Annotated in this window: 16 protein-coding genes, 1 tRNA gene and 2 pseudogenes; 8 read left to right on the top strand and 11 right to left on the bottom strand. The window is 33.6% G+C overall.

Annotated features, from left to right (window positions below; genetic code table 11):
• Positions 1-28: 28 nt before the first annotated feature.
• Positions 29-733, bottom strand: a complete 705-nt coding sequence (gene rsuA / locus H1225_RS04605; protein ID WP_072062747.1) for a 16S rRNA pseudouridine(516) synthase RsuA — start codon at positions 731-733, stop codon at positions 29-31.
• Between the two features lie 180 nt (positions 734-913).
• Here rsuA and radD point away from each other — a divergent pair, with 180 nt between their 5' ends.
• Positions 914-2,677, top strand: coding sequence for a DNA repair helicase RadD (gene radD / locus H1225_RS04600; protein WP_072062748.1), 1,764 nt, complete (start codon positions 914-916; stop codon positions 2,675-2,677).
• A 144-nt stretch (positions 2,678-2,821) separates the two neighbouring features.
• The gene (rplY, locus tag H1225_RS04595; protein WP_006537318.1) at positions 2,822-3,106 is read left to right on the top strand and encodes a 50S ribosomal protein L25; all 285 of its coding nucleotides are present in this window, start codon (positions 2,822-2,824) and stop codon (positions 3,104-3,106) included.
• 83 nt (positions 3,107-3,189) lie between these two features.
• Here the strand turns inward: rplY and yejK are convergent, their stop codons facing one another.
• Entirely contained in the window at positions 3,190-4,194 is a 1,005-nt protein-coding gene (yejK, locus tag H1225_RS04590; RefSeq protein ID WP_109400868.1) for a nucleoid-associated protein YejK, read from the bottom strand.
• Positions 4,195-4,349: 155 nt separating this feature from the next.
• Between yejK and H1225_RS04585 the strand changes: the two genes are divergently transcribed.
• The 4 genes from H1225_RS04585 to H1225_RS04570 all read left to right on the top strand — a co-directional run bounded on the left by H1225_RS04585 (position 4,350) and on the right by H1225_RS04570 (position 7,021).
• A complete protein-coding gene (locus H1225_RS04585) occupies positions 4,350-4,577 on the top strand; it encodes a YejL family protein (RefSeq protein ID WP_006537321.1) in 228 nt (75 codons plus the stop codon).
• Positions 4,578-4,603: 26 nt separating this feature from the next.
• Positions 4,604-6,340: an LPS biosynthesis-modulating metalloenzyme YejM gene (yejM, locus tag H1225_RS04580; protein WP_115065263.1), complete on the top strand. Its 1,737-nt coding sequence runs from the start codon at positions 4,604-4,606 to the stop codon at positions 6,338-6,340.
• 85 nt (positions 6,341-6,425) lie between these two features.
• Positions 6,426-6,502, top strand: a tRNA-Pro gene (locus H1225_RS04575).
• A 330-nt stretch (positions 6,503-6,832) separates the two neighbouring features.
• Positions 6,833-7,021: an LbetaH domain-containing protein gene (locus H1225_RS04570; RefSeq protein ID WP_161670968.1), complete on the top strand. Its 189-nt coding sequence runs from the start codon at positions 6,833-6,835 to the stop codon at positions 7,019-7,021.
• Between the two features lie 115 nt (positions 7,022-7,136).
• Here H1225_RS04570 and H1225_RS04565 read toward each other — a convergent pair whose 3' ends face one another.
• Entirely contained in the window at positions 7,137-7,724 is a 588-nt protein-coding gene (locus tag H1225_RS04565) for a nucleotidyltransferase domain-containing protein (RefSeq protein ID WP_338051120.1), read from the bottom strand.
• 3 nt (positions 7,725-7,727) lie between these two features.
• A pseudogene (locus H1225_RS18330) lies at positions 7,728-7,910 on the bottom strand (nucleotidyltransferase domain-containing protein); the annotation flags it as partial.
• A 482-nt stretch (positions 7,911-8,392) separates the two neighbouring features.
• On the opposite strand from H1225_RS18330, the gene H1225_RS04560 reads away from it, so the two are divergent.
• Positions 8,393-8,827, top strand: a complete 435-nt coding sequence (locus H1225_RS04560; RefSeq protein WP_161724700.1) for a hypothetical protein — start codon at positions 8,393-8,395, stop codon at positions 8,825-8,827.
• A gap of 449 nt (positions 8,828-9,276) precedes the next feature.
• On the opposite strand, the gene H1225_RS04555 is transcribed toward H1225_RS04560, so the two are convergent.
• Together H1225_RS04555 and H1225_RS18400 are read right to left on the bottom strand one after the other, a co-directional pair.
• Positions 9,277-9,456, bottom strand: coding sequence for a hypothetical protein (locus tag H1225_RS04555; RefSeq protein WP_072062756.1), 180 nt, complete (start codon positions 9,454-9,456; stop codon positions 9,277-9,279).
• 303 nt (positions 9,457-9,759) lie between these two features.
• A pseudogene (locus tag H1225_RS18400) lies at positions 9,760-9,992 on the bottom strand (5'-nucleotidase).
• A gap of 137 nt (positions 9,993-10,129) precedes the next feature.
• On the opposite strand from H1225_RS18400, the gene H1225_RS04550 reads away from it, so the two are divergent.
• Positions 10,130-10,291 (top strand): hypothetical protein, encoded by a 162-nt coding sequence (locus tag H1225_RS04550; protein WP_175304874.1) that lies wholly within the window; start codon positions 10,130-10,132, stop codon positions 10,289-10,291.
• Positions 10,292-11,155: 864 nt separating this feature from the next.
• Here the strand turns inward: H1225_RS04550 and H1225_RS04545 are convergent.
• From H1225_RS04545 to H1225_RS04525, 5 genes are all read right to left on the bottom strand, one after another.
• Complete coding sequence (locus H1225_RS04545; protein ID WP_072062757.1) at positions 11,156-11,908, bottom strand: class I SAM-dependent methyltransferase; 753 nt, start codon at positions 11,906-11,908, stop codon at positions 11,156-11,158.
• A gap of 280 nt (positions 11,909-12,188) precedes the next feature.
• Positions 12,189-13,118 carry an LpxL/LpxP family Kdo(2)-lipid IV(A) lauroyl/palmitoleoyl acyltransferase gene (lpxL, locus tag H1225_RS04540; RefSeq protein ID WP_161670923.1) on the bottom strand — a complete coding sequence of 310 codons (930 nt, stop codon included), beginning with the start codon at positions 13,116-13,118 and terminating at the stop codon, positions 12,189-12,191.
• A gap of 467 nt (positions 13,119-13,585) precedes the next feature.
• Complete coding sequence (gene cspE, locus H1225_RS04535) at positions 13,586-13,798, bottom strand: transcription antiterminator/RNA stability regulator CspE (RefSeq protein ID WP_161670922.1); 213 nt, start codon at positions 13,796-13,798, stop codon at positions 13,586-13,588.
• A gap of 398 nt (positions 13,799-14,196) precedes the next feature.
• Positions 14,197-14,760: a hypothetical protein gene (locus H1225_RS04530; protein ID WP_161670921.1), complete on the bottom strand. Its 564-nt coding sequence runs from the start codon at positions 14,758-14,760 to the stop codon at positions 14,197-14,199.
• A 247-nt stretch (positions 14,761-15,007) separates the two neighbouring features.
• Positions 15,008-15,340 (bottom strand): MliC family protein, encoded by a 333-nt coding sequence (locus H1225_RS04525; protein ID WP_006537335.1) that lies wholly within the window; start codon positions 15,338-15,340, stop codon positions 15,008-15,010.
• Positions 15,341-15,606: the final 266 nt, after the last annotated feature.

Below are 15,606 nucleotides of genomic sequence, written 5' to 3'. Positions count from 1 at the left end.
CTCCCAAAGACGACAGAACAGATAATAATTATTGAGGTAAGTGAATGCTGTTGATCTCTTCTTCTGTTAATGGACGATATTCTCCCTCAGCTAAAGTCTCATCTAATGTGATATCGCCAATACGCTCACGATGTAATGCACTGACATGATTCCCCACTGCTGCAAACATACGTTTCACTTGATGGTATTTGCCTTCACTAATAGTGAGTTTCACTTCTGTTGGTGTAAGAATTTCTAATTTGGCGGGTTTAGTCAGATCTTTTTCACCATTGAGTTGTACACCTTTTTGGAATTGTTCAGCAACACCCTCTCCAATCGGCTCTTCTAATGTAACCAGATAAGTTTTTTCACAATGATGTTTTGGCGCCGTAATACGATGTGACCATTGACCATTATCTGTTAATAAAACAAGCCCTGTTGTATCAATATCTAAACGACCAGCAGCATGTAATTTATGAGCTAACGGTTCATCAATAAAATAGAGAATAGTTGGATTGACAGGATCGTCTGTTGAACATACATAACCAATTGGCTTATTCAACATAAAGTAACGAGGCCCTAAAATTTGAGTTAAAACCTTACCGTCGTAAGCTACTTCTTGCTCTGGTGCAATTTTAGTTGAACCGCTTTTCACCATTTCGCCATCAATTGTTACAAGCCCAGCTCTTAATTCACGAAGGATCAAGCTACGGCTAATACCCAATTGCTGGGATAAAAATTTATCTAATCGCATGAATTTCTCTGAAAAATGGAAGAATACCATCTGATATGAGGCATCTATTAAAAATGAATATTAACAATAAAACAACTAATTAATTTATAAATAAACTATCACGCTCTATACTCCTCCTTATTCGCGCTACCCATAAAAAAATGTTACGCTGACGCTCCGTTTGATTTCTTATGTAGAGTTATGGCTTTTACACTCAGACCTTATCAACTTGATGCTGTTAACGCGACCATCTCTTATTTTCGCCAATACAATACACCTGCGGTAATTGTATTACCTACTGGCGCAGGAAAAAGTTTAGTCATTGCTGAACTTGCTAAAAGAGCGCGCGGACGCGTATTGGTGCTAGCACACGTAAAAGAATTAGTAGAACAGAACCATAGCAAATATGAGGCTTATGGTCTATCTGCGGATATTTTTGCTGCGGGCTTACAACAAAAAGAGAGTAGCGGAAAAGTTGTTTTTGGTAGTGTGCAATCTGTTGCCCGTAATTTATCGCAGTTTAATGATACTTTTTCCCTTCTTATTATTGATGAATGCCATCGCATTAGTTTGTCTGAAGATAGTCAATATCAGCAAGTCATTAAACAATTACAATCTATTAATCCACAATTACGGATCTTAGGATTAACTGCAACACCTTATCGTTTACCTACAGGGTGGATTTATCAATATCATTATCACGGTATGATCAAAGGCAATGAAGACTGCTTTTTCCGTGATTGTATTTATGAATTACCTTTGCGCTATATGATAAGCAATCATTTTCTAGTACCCCCAACTCGATTAGATATGCCTATTTTGCAATATGACTTTAGCCAAGTCCGAACAAGTCAAAATGGAATATTTAATGAAGAAGATCTTAATCGTGAAATAAAAAGACAAAAACGTATTACGCCTCATATTGTTTCACAGATTATTGAATATGCAGAAAGCTGTCGTGGCGTCATGATATTTGCAGCCACCGTTGAACATGCAAAAGAAATTCTTTCTCTTTTGCCTCAAGATGAAGCGGCATTAGTGAGCGCGGATACGCCACCTTATGAACGTGATGATCTTATTTCTCGTTTTAAGCAGCAGCAATTACGTTATATGGTCAATGTGGCCGTACTAACAACTGGCTTTGATGCACCTCATGTTGATTTAATCGCTATTTTACGCCCTACTGAGTCTGTAAGTTTATACCAGCAAATTGTAGGGCGAGGATTAAGATTATTTGCAGGAAAAACAGAATGCCTAATTTTAGATTATGCAGGTAATCCTCATGATCTTTATCTACCCGAAGTCGGTACTAAAAAACCCAATCCAAATAGTAAACCTGTACAAGTATTCTGCCCTGTTTGCCAATTTGCTAATACATTTTGGGGAATAGTGGATGCTGATGGCGATATTATTGAACATTATGGTCGACGCTGCCAAGGCTGGGAACTCAATGAACATGGGCAAAAACAGCAGTGTGAATTTCGTTTCCGCTTTAAATTATGCCCCCACTGTAATGAAGAAAATGATATTGCAGCACGTCGTTGTGTTCACTGTGATGAAATATTAGTTGATCCTGATGATATGCTTAAAGCCGCATTAAAGCTAAAAGGAGCGCTTGTTTTGCGCTGTGGAGGCATGCAATTTCAATCTGGGAATGATGCTAAAGGAGAATGGTTAGACATCAATTATTACGATGAAGAAGGCACTTCTGTCTCTGAACGTTTTCGACTAACCACTCCAGCACAACGAAAAGTATTCGAATTAAAATTCTTACGTGAACATCAACGCGCACCAGGTGTCCCTTTTGTTTGGCATAATGCCAACGACATTATTAAACAATTTGATTTGTTACGTCACCCCGACTTTATAGTCGCACATAAAGGTAAAAGAGAGCGCTTTTGGAAGATAAGAAATAAGATTTTTGACTATACAGGCCGCTATCGAAAAGCAGATACCTTGTATTAATCTGGATTTATATTTGCTGTTAGTGGACTTTTTCGTTAAAATGCGCCCCGCTTTATCTATTTTTAGATAAACCAAATCTCGAGCTTGTTGCTGGGTCGCCTGTAACAAGTATGTATTTTCTTTCTTTTTCATAAGAGAAAAAAGATGTTAACTATTAATGCAACTGTACGTAAAGAGCAGGGTAAGGGTGCGAGCCGCCGCCTGCGTGTGGCTAACCGTTTTCCTGCTATCGTTTATGGCGGAAATGAAGAGCCAATCGCTATCGATTTAGATCACAACGAAGTAATCAACCAAGAACACAAATCAGAATTCTATTCAGATTTCGTAAACCTGGTTATCGATGGCAAAGAAACTAAAGTTAAAGTTAAAGCAGTGCAACGTCACGAGTATAAGCCAAAAATTACTCATATCGACTTCCTGCGCGCTTAATAAGCCACCCTTCGAGCTTTATTTTTCGGGACGCCGAGCATGTAACGCCACTTGATGTGGCGTTATTTGTTTCTACTGTTTAATTATTTTTCTGATGCTCTACGTTGTAGCTGATCACGTAAATTAGGCGGTGTACCTTTAATTGTGAGCGTATCTGTTGCTGGATCCCAGAATATTCTCTCTCCTAATAATTTTGCATCAAAATTCACTGTTAATCCACCACCACTTCCCGAGTACTTCATCAGCTGACGTAGCGTACTGCGATCTGCTGGGAATGTTTCAGCTAATTCATAGCCTTTCTCTTCAGTAAATTGAGCAAAGTTTTGATCGCCCAAAGAGGGTAATTCTTCAGCAAGCTCTGTTAAGGCAATTTCTTCGCCCGATTGTAATTGCTCATTACAGTAGCTATATACTTGCTCACGACAAGTTTGACGTTCTTGCTTACCCATTTCTGAGGCTTCACAAAAATCGTCAACCGCTTGTAATAAGCCTTTATTTTGAACTTTAGCGTTTAAACCTTCTTGAGCACCTAAAAAATCCATAAAGAAATCAGAGACTTTACGTCCAACACGACCTTTTAAAAACGTTAAATAACGTAAAGAGTCGGGTGCCGTTTCCCACTCAGTTAAATCGATACGAGCAATAATGTCTGCATGAGGAATATCTAAATAACGTGTTGATGACACATCAAGGCTGTCATTTACCCACATACTGTTACAGCTACTAAGTACAGCAATTAAAAGATAGTCCACCGCTAAATAGCGATAGTGACAAAATAGAACCGTGCCACCTTCAGCAAAAGGGTATTTTGCTAATTCATCTTTTAGTCTCACGGTTGCTGCTCGTGAAAAACCTAAAAAGTTCTCTTCGCCTTTACGTTGTAAGCGCAGTGCTTCTGCTAATTCGCTTTCTTCATTAAACAAACCATAAGCTTTACTTTTTGCACTGTATACACGATGTAACTCTTCAATCATCTCCTGAACAACGGGTTCAATTTCTAAGAGTGAATCACGTAGCACAACTTCTAATGTCTGCTCATCTCGCTTGATAAGCTGATGTAAGACTAACTGACTAATATCTAGACTCATGGCCGTCCTCTTCTATTGCGTCTCTTTCTCGTGCGCGTATTCAAACACTCCCTACTTTCAGTATCAAGGGAAAATTAATTAATTTAATAGCGGAAAAAGGCCTAGCAATACGGTAATATATAGCGTTTTATTCATATAGTAGGAATTCAGATTTTATGCCACAAAAATCCCGTTATAGTGATGAACAAGTTGAGCAATTACTTGCAGAACTTGTCAGCGTTCTTGAAAAACATCATACTCCTACAGATCTTTCTTTGATGGTGTTGGGGAACATGGTGACAAACTTAATTAATACAAGTATTGCCCCTGCTCAACGAATGCTGATTACTGACTCTTTTGTTCACGCATTGCGTGCTTCAATTGATGAAGGCAATATTCACTAATAAACATAGAAAAATTATTTATAGACATGGTAACGAAACCTCAGTCCTATCGTGAAAAAGTCTCCCAAATGATCAGTTGGGGTCACTGGTTTGCGCTATTTAATATTATTCTAAGCTTACTGCTTGGGAGCCGTTACCTGTTTATTTCTGATTGGCCTGCAACTTTTGCTGGTCGTTTTTACGCTATTGTGAGTTGGATGGGGCATTTTAGTTTTATTGTCTTTGCTATCTATATACTCATCCTTTTTCCTCTCACCTTTGTCGCGGTCTCCCAACGGCTACTTAGAGTTATTTCCTGTGCTCTTGCCAGTGCCGGTTTAACTATCCTTATTTTTGATATCGCCGTTTACCAGCAATTTCAACTCCATTTGACTCAACTTGTTTGGGATCTTGTGATTAATCCAGATGAAGGTGAAATGGCACGTGAATGGCAACTTATTTTTATTGGCATTCCCATCATCTTTCTTATTGAAATGCTTTTTGCAACATGGAGTTGGCAAAAATTACGTAGCTTAAATCGCCAACGTTGGGGTAAACCATTAGCTGGTGTCTTTATTACTTGCTTTATATTATCTCACTCAATGTCAATTTGGGCTGATGCTAATTTCTATCGCCCAATCACCATGCAACGTGCCAATTTACCATTATCGTATCCAATGACGGCGCGTAAATTCCTTGAACGTCATGGTTTTATTAATCAATCAGAATATGAACAACGTGTTATCAGTGAAGGTAATCCAGCAGCGCAAGGTATCACCTATCCTCTTGCTCCATTAATCTATGCCAAGGACACCTATTCTTATAACGTGCTGATAGTTGTCATTGATGGTTTAGGTAACGAAGAAGTGTCCGATTTACCAAGCTTGCAACAATTCGCACAAAATAGTCTTTATTTTTCAAGACATTATTCATCAGGTATTAATAATGACACTGCATTATTTGGCCTATTTTATGGTATTTCACCTTCTTATTTAGACAGTGTATTAAGTAGCAGAAAAAACTCTGCACTTTTCGATGCATTAAGTTATCGAAACTATCAATTAGCAATGTTTTCAACTAATGGTTTCCAAACACCATTGTTTAAACAAGCTGTGTTATCAGATTTCTCTCTCCCAACTTCACGCAGTGGTGATAACAGTGCCACTATTAATAGTTGGAATAAGTGGTTAATCAAAAACAGTCAAACTAGCCCTTGGTTCTCTTTCTTACAAATTAATGGTCACACCAATAATGCGTCGCAGCGCGCTACATTAAATGATCAACTAGAAACAATATTTAAAACATTACAAGAAACCAAAACGCTGGATAATACTGTAGTTGTTGTCACTTCTAGCTATCATCAAGACAACAATAAGAAGCAGGTTAATCAGTGGCTGTTAGATAAGACCACTTTTAATTTAAGCCAATCACAAGTGCCATTGATAATACATTGGCCTAATATGACGCCACAAGTTATTGATAGAATGACAAGCCATCAAGATGTTATGACAACCTTGATGCAGCATGTTTTGCATGTCATTAGTCCAGCAGATAACTATTCACAAGGTGAAGATTTATTCGCAATTACCCGTAATCATCCATGGATTTTTACAGGTGATGACGAGGCATTTGTCGTCTTTTTACAAGATAATACCTTGTTGATAGATAAACATGGTCGGTATGCTTTATTTGATAAATCAGGAAAAGAAATTAGCTCTGCAAAACCTGACTTAAAATTATTACTCCAAGTTCTTGCCGAACAAAAACGCTTTATTGAACGCTAGCGTAATTAGTGATGTATAAAATTACGTCACTTAATTAGCAAAGGGTTGCTTTAGCAGTCAAAAGCAGTAATATACAGGGCACAAACGGCATGTAGCGCAGCCTGGTAGCGCACCGTCATGGGGTGTCGGGGGTCGTAGGTTCAAATCCTATCATGCCGACCAACAATATTTAAGAAAACCAACCACTTACGGTTGGTTTTTTTATGTCTGGAATTTGCCACTGGTAAAACTCTGGTAAAACTCTGGTAAAACGACGACAAATCACCTCTCAAAATCCCCCTTTCTTTAGCTGATAAAATTGCCCTTTTCTCCTTGCTATTCTATTCGTTACCTTATATAAATTACTGTATAAAAACACAGTTAAATAGGTGATACTATGATTAAACTTGAAATCAATAATGCTGAATATATTGCTCAGTTAGAAGAAGCTCGTTTATCTGCAGATAACCCTTATGGCTATCTGTTTATGGACATTGTCTTTTCTGATCCAAGATAGGTAATAATGTAACAGTTGGTGCTAACTCATATATCATTGGTAATGAGTTACATATTGGTGACAATGTTATGATTGGAGCAATGAGCTTTATTGATAAAGACATACCTCCTGATAGAGTCGTATTTACCCCAAAAGAAAAGAACACAATAATAGAGTCTCATATTAAAAATAATTTCATTATATAATACTAGCTCAGATTTGAGCTAATACAGGTATGATACAGAGTCGATTCTAAATTGACAGACTGTTCTGTGCTAGAAGCGGGCGTTGGTTATTTAAGAGATTAACAAGAGCATCTGGTTAGGCTTTTTGGCTATTAAATTCAGAGCTAAGCCAGCGGGCAAATGCCATAACCCGTTTTTCGAAGTCTGTTATGCCACTTCGGGGTTTAATGCTAATTTCCAATAGGTAATCCATATCTTCCGCTAGTGCAGGATATCGTGAGTTAAATTTAGCACGATACTCATGTAGAGAGTCAGGCCAGTCATTATCTTGTTCACTACGAAGGATGTTGGTTGCTCTGATAAGTTTTCGTGCAGCAGAGCGCTGAAGCTGTAACTTTTTGTTTTCGTTAGAAGATGTTTTTATTTGAATTACTAGTTTGTCCAGAACCTGCATAAAGTCACCATTCACAGCTACTGCAATAGCTTTTGAAGGTTTGAAAGCTTGAAAGTGATGACTCAAGTCCTCACCATAAACGCAGTGACAGTGATGTTTAATCCAGTATCCCCAACTGAGTACATTATTTGGATCGAGAACCTGTCCCAGCAGACCACAATCAAAATCAATTTTACTGATAACGGGATTATTTTTTTCAAGAACAGACTGAACAGTTGCAAATTGTTCTTTAGTAGCCCGATCGAGTTCATGTTTGAAAATGACTGTCATATCCAAATCAGACCTACCTTCCTCTGCTCTGCCTTCAGCTACACTTCCGTATACGTATATACTGTGTATAAGGTCAGGAAAGCAATGAGTTAGATTTGTCACAACGCATTCAATTATACGTGAGAATGCAGGTTGAATTTCCACGTATTTGGGCTGGGATATAAAATCGTTATGATCGGTGGCCATCTATTTTCCTGTTTGCTAATGTTACTTTTCTGGATAATAGGCATTTTGAGCCTGAAATTCTCGCATCCAAACTATTATATCTTAATGTCTGCTTCTCGCTCAAAGCAGGCGATCATATTTAGTTATATTTCTACCTACGAAACTTGTTAGCTCAAACCTGAGCTAACAGGTATAAATATGATAGCTGTCGTATCAATAATGATATTTTATCAACAAGGTATACCACTTGATTTTCTTAATAGCTAGAATTTGGTTACTTTATTTATGATTTTATTATTTATGGATAAATACAATTCAATATTTTATTTTCTTGTTATTTTGATGGTATTTACATGTGTAATGTTCATTATTAGCAGAAAATTTTTAAGTCACTCAATAGATAACTATATAATATAAATAAATTTATTAAATGTTTTATTTTAAAATTTAAGATATGATTATTAAATATATGGCATTAATTACTAATGCAACAAAGGATTATTATGATTAACAAATTAATTTTCGCTATTTCTTTCTTCTCCTTATTCATTCTAAATGGTTGTACCCAAAGAGATCGTGATGCTATTTCAGACTTAACTTATGCTCTTACTGGAGTACCTGGAGCTAAACATAAACAAGCTTTACAAAACCAAGAGCAAGAAGTACCAAGTAAAGCAAGGTTAGAGAGATTAAAGCAGATAGAAGAGTTCAAAGCGCGTAGATCGTATTGGGTTGGCAAATCCGTAGATGATCTTGTTATGTCTTGGGGCAGTCCTAGTAACACACATAAAAGAACAGATGGTGGCACACAATACACATGGAAATGGACACAGAATAATGGATGGGGGCAATCGACAATTTGTACAAATAATTTTGTTGCTAATAAAAAAGGGACTATTACAGATTGGAATTATTCAGGATGCTGGGAACACTTATAATAAATTATACCCAAATAATGTAGCAAACTTAATGTTGTATCTTCATACTGTATGATTTCATATATTAACAAGTGAGTTTTTACATCAATAACTCACTTGTTATAATAATATCTTTTCACTTTATACTTATATGCTTATTCCACACATTATAAATTTTTAGAAACTTACAGTATATTCGATAAATAGAACCAAAGATAAACCATTAATAATATAAAAAATGTTGATGATTACATATTACTGAGCCAGTCATTTAATATGATATTTACTCAAGATAAAATAATATTAGAAAGAATTTCTAACCTTTATGATAAGGCTATTAATCTGCTGACATTTGAAATTTAATAATAAATTTAACGTAATATTATTTTAACAAGTTAAAACTCGTTATTACGCAATCATCAACTGATACTTTTGTTAAAGTGACTTTATATTACTGCTTGTTACTTTTATCATTTAAAATTCATTAACTTTTTAAAATAAAATCCTTTTTTAGTTTTTGGGAATTTATTTCCGTTATATATTTTCCGCTCATAATCTCTGCCCGCATAGTGATTATCACCATAAAATTGACCATATAATGCGGTTTTGGGGCATATATCATCAGAAAAAAATCTATGATCATTATCCATTTCAATTTTCCTTATTTAATTTTAATTAATTAGATACCTCTAAGATAAAATATCTATAAATCGTTATTAATTTATAATATATATAAATTATCCAATACCATACTACTTCTATAAAAATAGATCCAACTTTGCTATTGGTTTTATTTAAATAAAAAAATATAAATAGAATATTTCAAATAAAAGCCACATTAGACAAAATAAAAAAAGAGGGTATGATATAAATATCACACACCTTTTTTACTATAATAATTTATTATCTATATCTTTGTTCGCTATCCCAAACGGGATATGTACAGAAGGAAGTTAATACGAGGATTTTAAATGTAATTTTTGATCATCAAAGAATATATGTGGTTTTAAAATCTTTAACACATTTACTTTATCTACTCCTCCCATAAAAAAGCTTCATTAACAGAAATTCCCCATCCCCTTATGGTATTAATAACTCGCTTATGAGATGGTGCATTTCGTGCAGTAACAATGGAGATCTTAAGTAATGGAACATAAATAGCTCTGAGGTAAGAAAATCTGCACATAAAGTATGAATATAGCAGTGTCACAATGTTTCCCAAGAGTTTATTCTCTTCTTTAATATCAAATGATATTGATTATCATTTGCATTTAAATGTTATCACTATTATGCTAGTGGTTATCACAAGTAAGGAGAATACTCATGGTTAAAAAAACAATACATTTACGATCTCAACATGCTAAGGATTTAATCAATAAAATAAAAAAAATGAAAAGCATTGAGAATGCGATAAAGACTAAATCAGAAAAAAGTGATCTCATTGTTATAATTGACAAATTACCAACTTTAGTTTCTATCAACTAAATTATTTTGTTGGTTTTTAATGTGAATAAATAGTGACCATAATCTTAGTGGGGTTGACACATTAAATGATAATGATTATCTTTTACTGCATGAATAGTTGAGTATTTTACTCAGTTTTTCACAACGACATTGCTCACATTGCTTCTAGTATTTATTGACCAACTCTCCTAGCGTTGGTCTCTTTTTTATTTATCATATATTTATTCTCCTTGTACAATAAATAAAGAAAACCATTACCTAAAAATACTATTTTCTTATTAAGATAAAAATAGTTTATCGTGTAATTTCAGTAAGAAAATCATTTTATATTTAGTTTTCTATCGACCATAACAGATGGTTAAACAAATATTTTAGACTTAAACCCTATCATCAATAGGGACTTTACTTTATGGGTTTTATCTCATCTTTCTTTGAAAAAAGAACAAATTGACATCGTTGCAACAATGAGAACAAATAAATAAGAAATATGCAGATAATCCTACTGAACGTATCCGTGAAAAATTAATTTTTGTTGCTATTGTTGGTCACTAACACAAAAAATTTGGATGTAAATTTCCACAGGACTATATCGACTTTATCACTCGAATTGGTCATGATGGTACAGGCTCTTATTATGCTCTCTATGCTTTTGATGACACGATAGATATTTAATTTACCCCCGCCTAGTGCGGGGGTTTTTTATCTTAAAAACTCACTTTAATACTGACACATAAAATCATTATTTCTTTCAAAGTAAACATTCTCTTATTTTATTTTTTCATAGCAAAGACAACATTTGACCTTTTCAAAAAGGTAGAAAAACTACTTAATGACCTTCAAAAGGCCATTATTTTATGGTCTTATTGTCAATATCCTATTTAATTTCTATTTATAAGCTTCAAAAGTAATAATTTCTGTTTCGTTATTTGGTTCGCGTAGATATTGATAATCTCCAGAAATTGTTATTTTGTCAAAGCCAATAGATTCAAGGATCCGTTTAAATTCATACACGCCAAACCATTTCAATTTAAACACTTCCCATTCACTTTCAATTATTTTCCCATTTCTCCATTTATCATAACGATGATGAGATACTGTTAATTGATTAATATAATCTATTTCAGCATTTACTATCTGTAAGGTAATTAAATCTCCTTCCGGCGTTTCAAATTGTCGACTAGAACATTGGCCTTTAGTAAAAGTATGCGCCAAACTAATGTCAATTAACAAACGTCCGCCTAGATTTAATGCGTTATAACATTGTTGAAGTGACTGTAGTGCTTTTGTTTCGCTATCTAACAATAAGAAAGTCCCTGTCGGAATAATTATTGCATCAACAAGTGTCTCAACTTGAAATGTCAGCAAATTATCTTTAGTCACTTTATCTTGAGAATATCCATTACTTCTTAGATTTTCCATACAGAAATAAAGCATCTCATCTGAAAGATCAAACCCTTCTATATTAAATCCAGCCTTTAATAAAGGGATTAAAATACGCCCAGTTCCTACCGCGGGTTCTAAGATTTTACCATTAACATCCTTAAGACGTTCTTGATAATATTCTACGTCACCAAAACTACATCCTATAGGTTTATCTATTTGGTAAACTTGGGCTGATAGCGAATGATAACTCTGCATAAATATTCTATTCTCTTTTTGTTGTTTATTTTTAATGATAATAAAGCCATAAATTAAGATATCAATATTCAACTAGATATATTAATCAGGTATAGTTAACTTATATACCTGCTAACTCTATTCTTTTTTCTTATCTTTTTATTTCCATTCTATCTCTTTTGTTTGCATTTTCATTAATCCATATAAACGTAAGGGCTGATAATTTAATTGATAATGATTATCTTTTTTCTTGTAAATAGTGAGCAACACATCATGTATTGATGTATTGCTCTTTTTTATGTTAATTATAAAAACTGGCTTCACCTGCAGGTCGAGTTTTGAACCGACGATGAGCCCATAAATATTGTTCTGGAGCTCGCATAATTTCTGTTTCAATCAGCTTATTCATTCTATCTGTATCATTTTGAATATCTTCAGAAGGATAATTAATCAGTTCTTTACCAATAATTAAACTGTATTTTTTGCCTTTCTGATCTTCATTTCTTACCAAAGTAACAGTTAAAGAAGGCGCTCCTGATAATTTTGCTAATATAGCAACACCTTTGGAGGTTGATGTTTTTTCAACAGAGAAGAATGGAGAAAATGTTGTACCTTTTAAACCAAAGTCTTGGTCAGGAGCAAACCAAATCGCTTTTCCTTTTTTTAACTCCATAACCATAAACTTTAAGTTACGTCTATCTATCATACCCTTATCGGAACGGCATCTTGCTTTAGTCTGGATAAACTCCATTGCTTTATTATTATGTGGTCTATACATCGCATTCACAGGGAAACAAAGTCCCATAATGCGTCCTCCCAGCTCTAGTGACATAGAGTGTATACCAATGAGTAAAATTCCCGTTTTTTTATCTTTAGCATCAGTAAAATTGGAGAATCCTTGTACTTCAAAGAGATTTTTTAATCGACGATCACTCCAAAACCACGCCATACCTGTTTCAAATAATGCGATACCTAGGGATGATAAATTATTCATAACAAGCTTGTCGATTTCATTTTTATCTTTGTCAGGGAAACATAGTTCTAAATTTTTCTTTATTATTGAGACTCTTCTTTTGACAAAAAAACGAGATAACACCCCAAGGTGTTTACCTAAAAAAAGTAACCAAGAATAAGGAAGTTGCACTAATAAAAAAAGAATAAAAACACCAAACCAAGTTAAGAAATATTTTGGATGTAATAGATGTAATGAAAAAATATTTTTAGCGTACACAAGTTTGTCCTTTAGTAACTAAAAAGCATTTAAGCCATATTGGATTAGACAGTAATTTTTTAAGATAAGTCATTAAATATTAATTTAAATTTTATCTTAAATTATTTTTTTATGATTTATCTGATATCTTTTTATTCTAATAAAACTTTTTTCTTTCTTTTGATTGAGAAGACAATATCTTAATGCCTTTACTTTGCCATTATAAGAATTTATTTATCCACTAATTTATTTCTTTGTAAAAATCATTAGGCATTAAAGTAAATAACTTTCTAAAAATTCAAATGATTTACATTAAACACTTACATAACTTTAACAATGCTATTTTTTATACGCTTTATTAAATACACGTCAAATTTAAATAATACTAGAAATTAATATAAAAAAACCCCACCGAAGTGAGGTTTTTTAGATCTTACTTGTATCAATATTGCATTAAACAATATATACAGTAATAACGGCTCAATAGATTATAGAGAGATTACGTTCGCTGCTGCTGGACCTTTAGCGCCATTTTCGATAGAAAATGAAACTTCTTGCCCTTCTTTCAGAGATTTGAAGCTATCGCTTTGGATCGCTGAAAAGTGTACGAATACATCTTTGCTACCGTCTTTAGGAGTGATAAAGCCAAAACCTTTATCATCGTTAAACCATTTTACTGTACCTGTCATTGTATTAGACATAAGATTTCCTTTAATTAATTATTTTGCCATAAGGCATTGTTTGCGGTTTGATTTCGGATTTTTACTTATGGTCACTATTTGAAGGAATTCGCAACGAAGAGGTATCAGGGATAACGCTAAACGGTGAACTACTTGAAACTGCACTAACATAAATAGGTCTGTACTTCCAAACCAGTGGCGCTATTAAGTCATATAATTCAGTTTATAGCAAATTATTTTTATCTTTATTTTAAAAAAACTTTTCTCACGCAAAATTAGAAAATAATTATAAGATGAAAATAATTATCTATTTTACCTATCTCATTATTTTAATTTAAGAACATGAATAAAAAAGTAGATACTGTTATTTTTTAAGATAACCAGTATCTACTCTGTCATTAATGTACTATATCACCTTATTAATTAGCTAGTTCTAATAAAATTTTTTCTGTTTTCGTCCATAGAAGTGAGCTACCTTCTTCTGGCCATAAATGCCGCTCAGCATTAAGAAAACGTTGAAATAATAAATCCCCAAAGTCTGGTGAATGAACTGTACTGGTATCTTTCATTCCATACCATAAGCTGGTTGGCGTCTTTATTTCTTCAGGTGAGAATCCCCAAGGTTGCATAGCAATCAGCAAATCTTGCGTATATCCGTCATTGCCTTGTTTAAAGGCTTCGGCCATACATTCTTGATAAACTGGGAGAAAATCATTTGATTTATAAACAGCCAAATCAACATCGGCACTGTAATTTAGAATAAAATCCATTAACCACTTGGCTGTAATATTTTGCTTAACCCAGCTGGTTAACGAATTGGGTGATCCAACAGCTTGACGTTGCATATTAACAACATCATCTGTTAGCTTATTTTGTGTATCAGGATAATCAAATTGATCTTGTCCTGCGACAATAAGTAGTTTATCAACATGACAATAAACACAAAGAGCCATAGCAAAAACAGCCCCTTGTGAAAACCCCATTACATTAATACTTTTAATACGAAGATGGTCTAATAAAAATGAAATATCTTTAGAAAAAGATTTTAACGACTTTTATAACTGATTTATTTTTTTATGATCAACTTATTTGTGTGATAAAAAATGCGTTATTACTTTGTCGATAATAATCGTTTTTATTTTCAAATTTTATTATATTTGCTTAATCTTTTTCTTATAACAAAGAAGACAATAAAATTGCCCTCTTTGTTATTTATAACTGGTTTCTACGTTATTTTACTAATTTACAAGTGCGTCCTTTATCTTCAGCAACACGTCCATTAACTGCATCATCTTCTGAAATCGTTGCTAAATTAAATTCACCTTTTCCTTTACCCCAAATTTGGAAATTCTCACCAACATAACGAGCACCACTAGCCGCAATAGCTTCTTTTAAAACTATAATTTCATCACTGTAATACATAACAGCTAGCTGTTCATTAGGAAAAGAAACTCTGATTTTTTGGCCTTCACAGTCATAAGTATCCGTTTTAGCAGCCAAAGCAGGTGCTGTTATTAGTGAAAAAACTAAAGCAATAGTAGAAATAGAAAATAATTTATTCATTTACATCTCCTAAAATAACAAAATAATGTTTTGCTAATAAAATTAGATTAGGATTTCTTTTTTAAAGATAAAATAGGATATCTCCGCATTTTATTAAAGCTTAAAATATAAAAATATTTCAATTTAAGATTAAATCTAATAAAAATTATCAATCATTGATGAAAGAGTTAAAATACAATTTTTTAATTAAAGTCAATTTTAATTCAAATAAATTGCAATACATAACTTTACATTATTACCTGCCTATTTTACTTTATTCAATGTAA

The sequence above is a fragment of the Proteus penneri genome (genome assembly GCF_022369495.1).
Classification (GTDB): Bacteria; Pseudomonadota; Gammaproteobacteria; order Enterobacterales; family Enterobacteriaceae; genus Proteus; species Proteus penneri.
The sequence above is the reverse complement of the archived record's forward strand: the minus strand, read 5'-3'. Positions and strand labels throughout refer to the sequence as shown.

Excerpts from the sequence above, each read along its gene's own strand:
- rsuA (WP_072062747.1), bottom strand. The coding sequence starts at position 733 with ATGCGATTAGATAAATTTTTATCCCAGCAATTGGGTATTAGCCGTAGC.
- H1225_RS04530 (WP_161670921.1), bottom strand. The coding sequence starts at position 14,760 with ATGGGGTTTTCACAAGGGGCTGTTTTTGCTATGGCTCTTTGTGTTTAT.
- H1225_RS04555 (WP_072062756.1), bottom strand. The coding sequence starts at position 9,456 with ATGGATAATGATCATAGATTTTTTTCTGATGATATATGCCCCAAAACC.
- H1225_RS04565 (WP_338051120.1), bottom strand. The coding sequence starts at position 7,724 with ATGACAGTCATTTTCAAACATGAACTCGATCGGGCTACTAAAGAACAA.
- yejM (WP_115065263.1), top strand. The coding sequence starts at position 4,604 with ATGGTAACGAAACCTCAGTCCTATCGTGAAAAAGTCTCCCAAATGATC.
- H1225_RS04585 (WP_006537321.1), top strand. The coding sequence starts at position 4,350 with ATGCCACAAAAATCCCGTTATAGTGATGAACAAGTTGAGCAATTACTT.
- H1225_RS04525 (WP_006537335.1), bottom strand. The coding sequence starts at position 15,340 with ATGAATAAATTATTTTCTATTTCTACTATTGCTTTAGTTTTTTCACTA.
- H1225_RS04560 (WP_161724700.1), top strand. The coding sequence starts at position 8,393 with ATGATTAACAAATTAATTTTCGCTATTTCTTTCTTCTCCTTATTCATT.
- H1225_RS04550 (WP_175304874.1), top strand. The coding sequence starts at position 10,130 with ATGGTTAAAAAAACAATACATTTACGATCTCAACATGCTAAGGATTTA.
- H1225_RS04545 (WP_072062757.1), bottom strand. The coding sequence starts at position 11,908 with ATGCAGAGTTATCATTCGCTATCAGCCCAAGTTTACCAAATAGATAAA.
- cspE (WP_161670922.1), bottom strand. The coding sequence starts at position 13,798 with ATGTCTAATACAATGACAGGTACAGTAAAATGGTTTAACGATGATAAA.
- yejK (WP_109400868.1), bottom strand. The coding sequence starts at position 4,194 with ATGAGTCTAGATATTAGTCAGTTAGTCTTACATCAGCTTATCAAGCGA.
- rplY (WP_006537318.1), top strand. The coding sequence starts at position 2,822 with ATGTTAACTATTAATGCAACTGTACGTAAAGAGCAGGGTAAGGGTGCG.
- radD (WP_072062748.1), top strand. The coding sequence starts at position 914 with ATGGCTTTTACACTCAGACCTTATCAACTTGATGCTGTTAACGCGACC.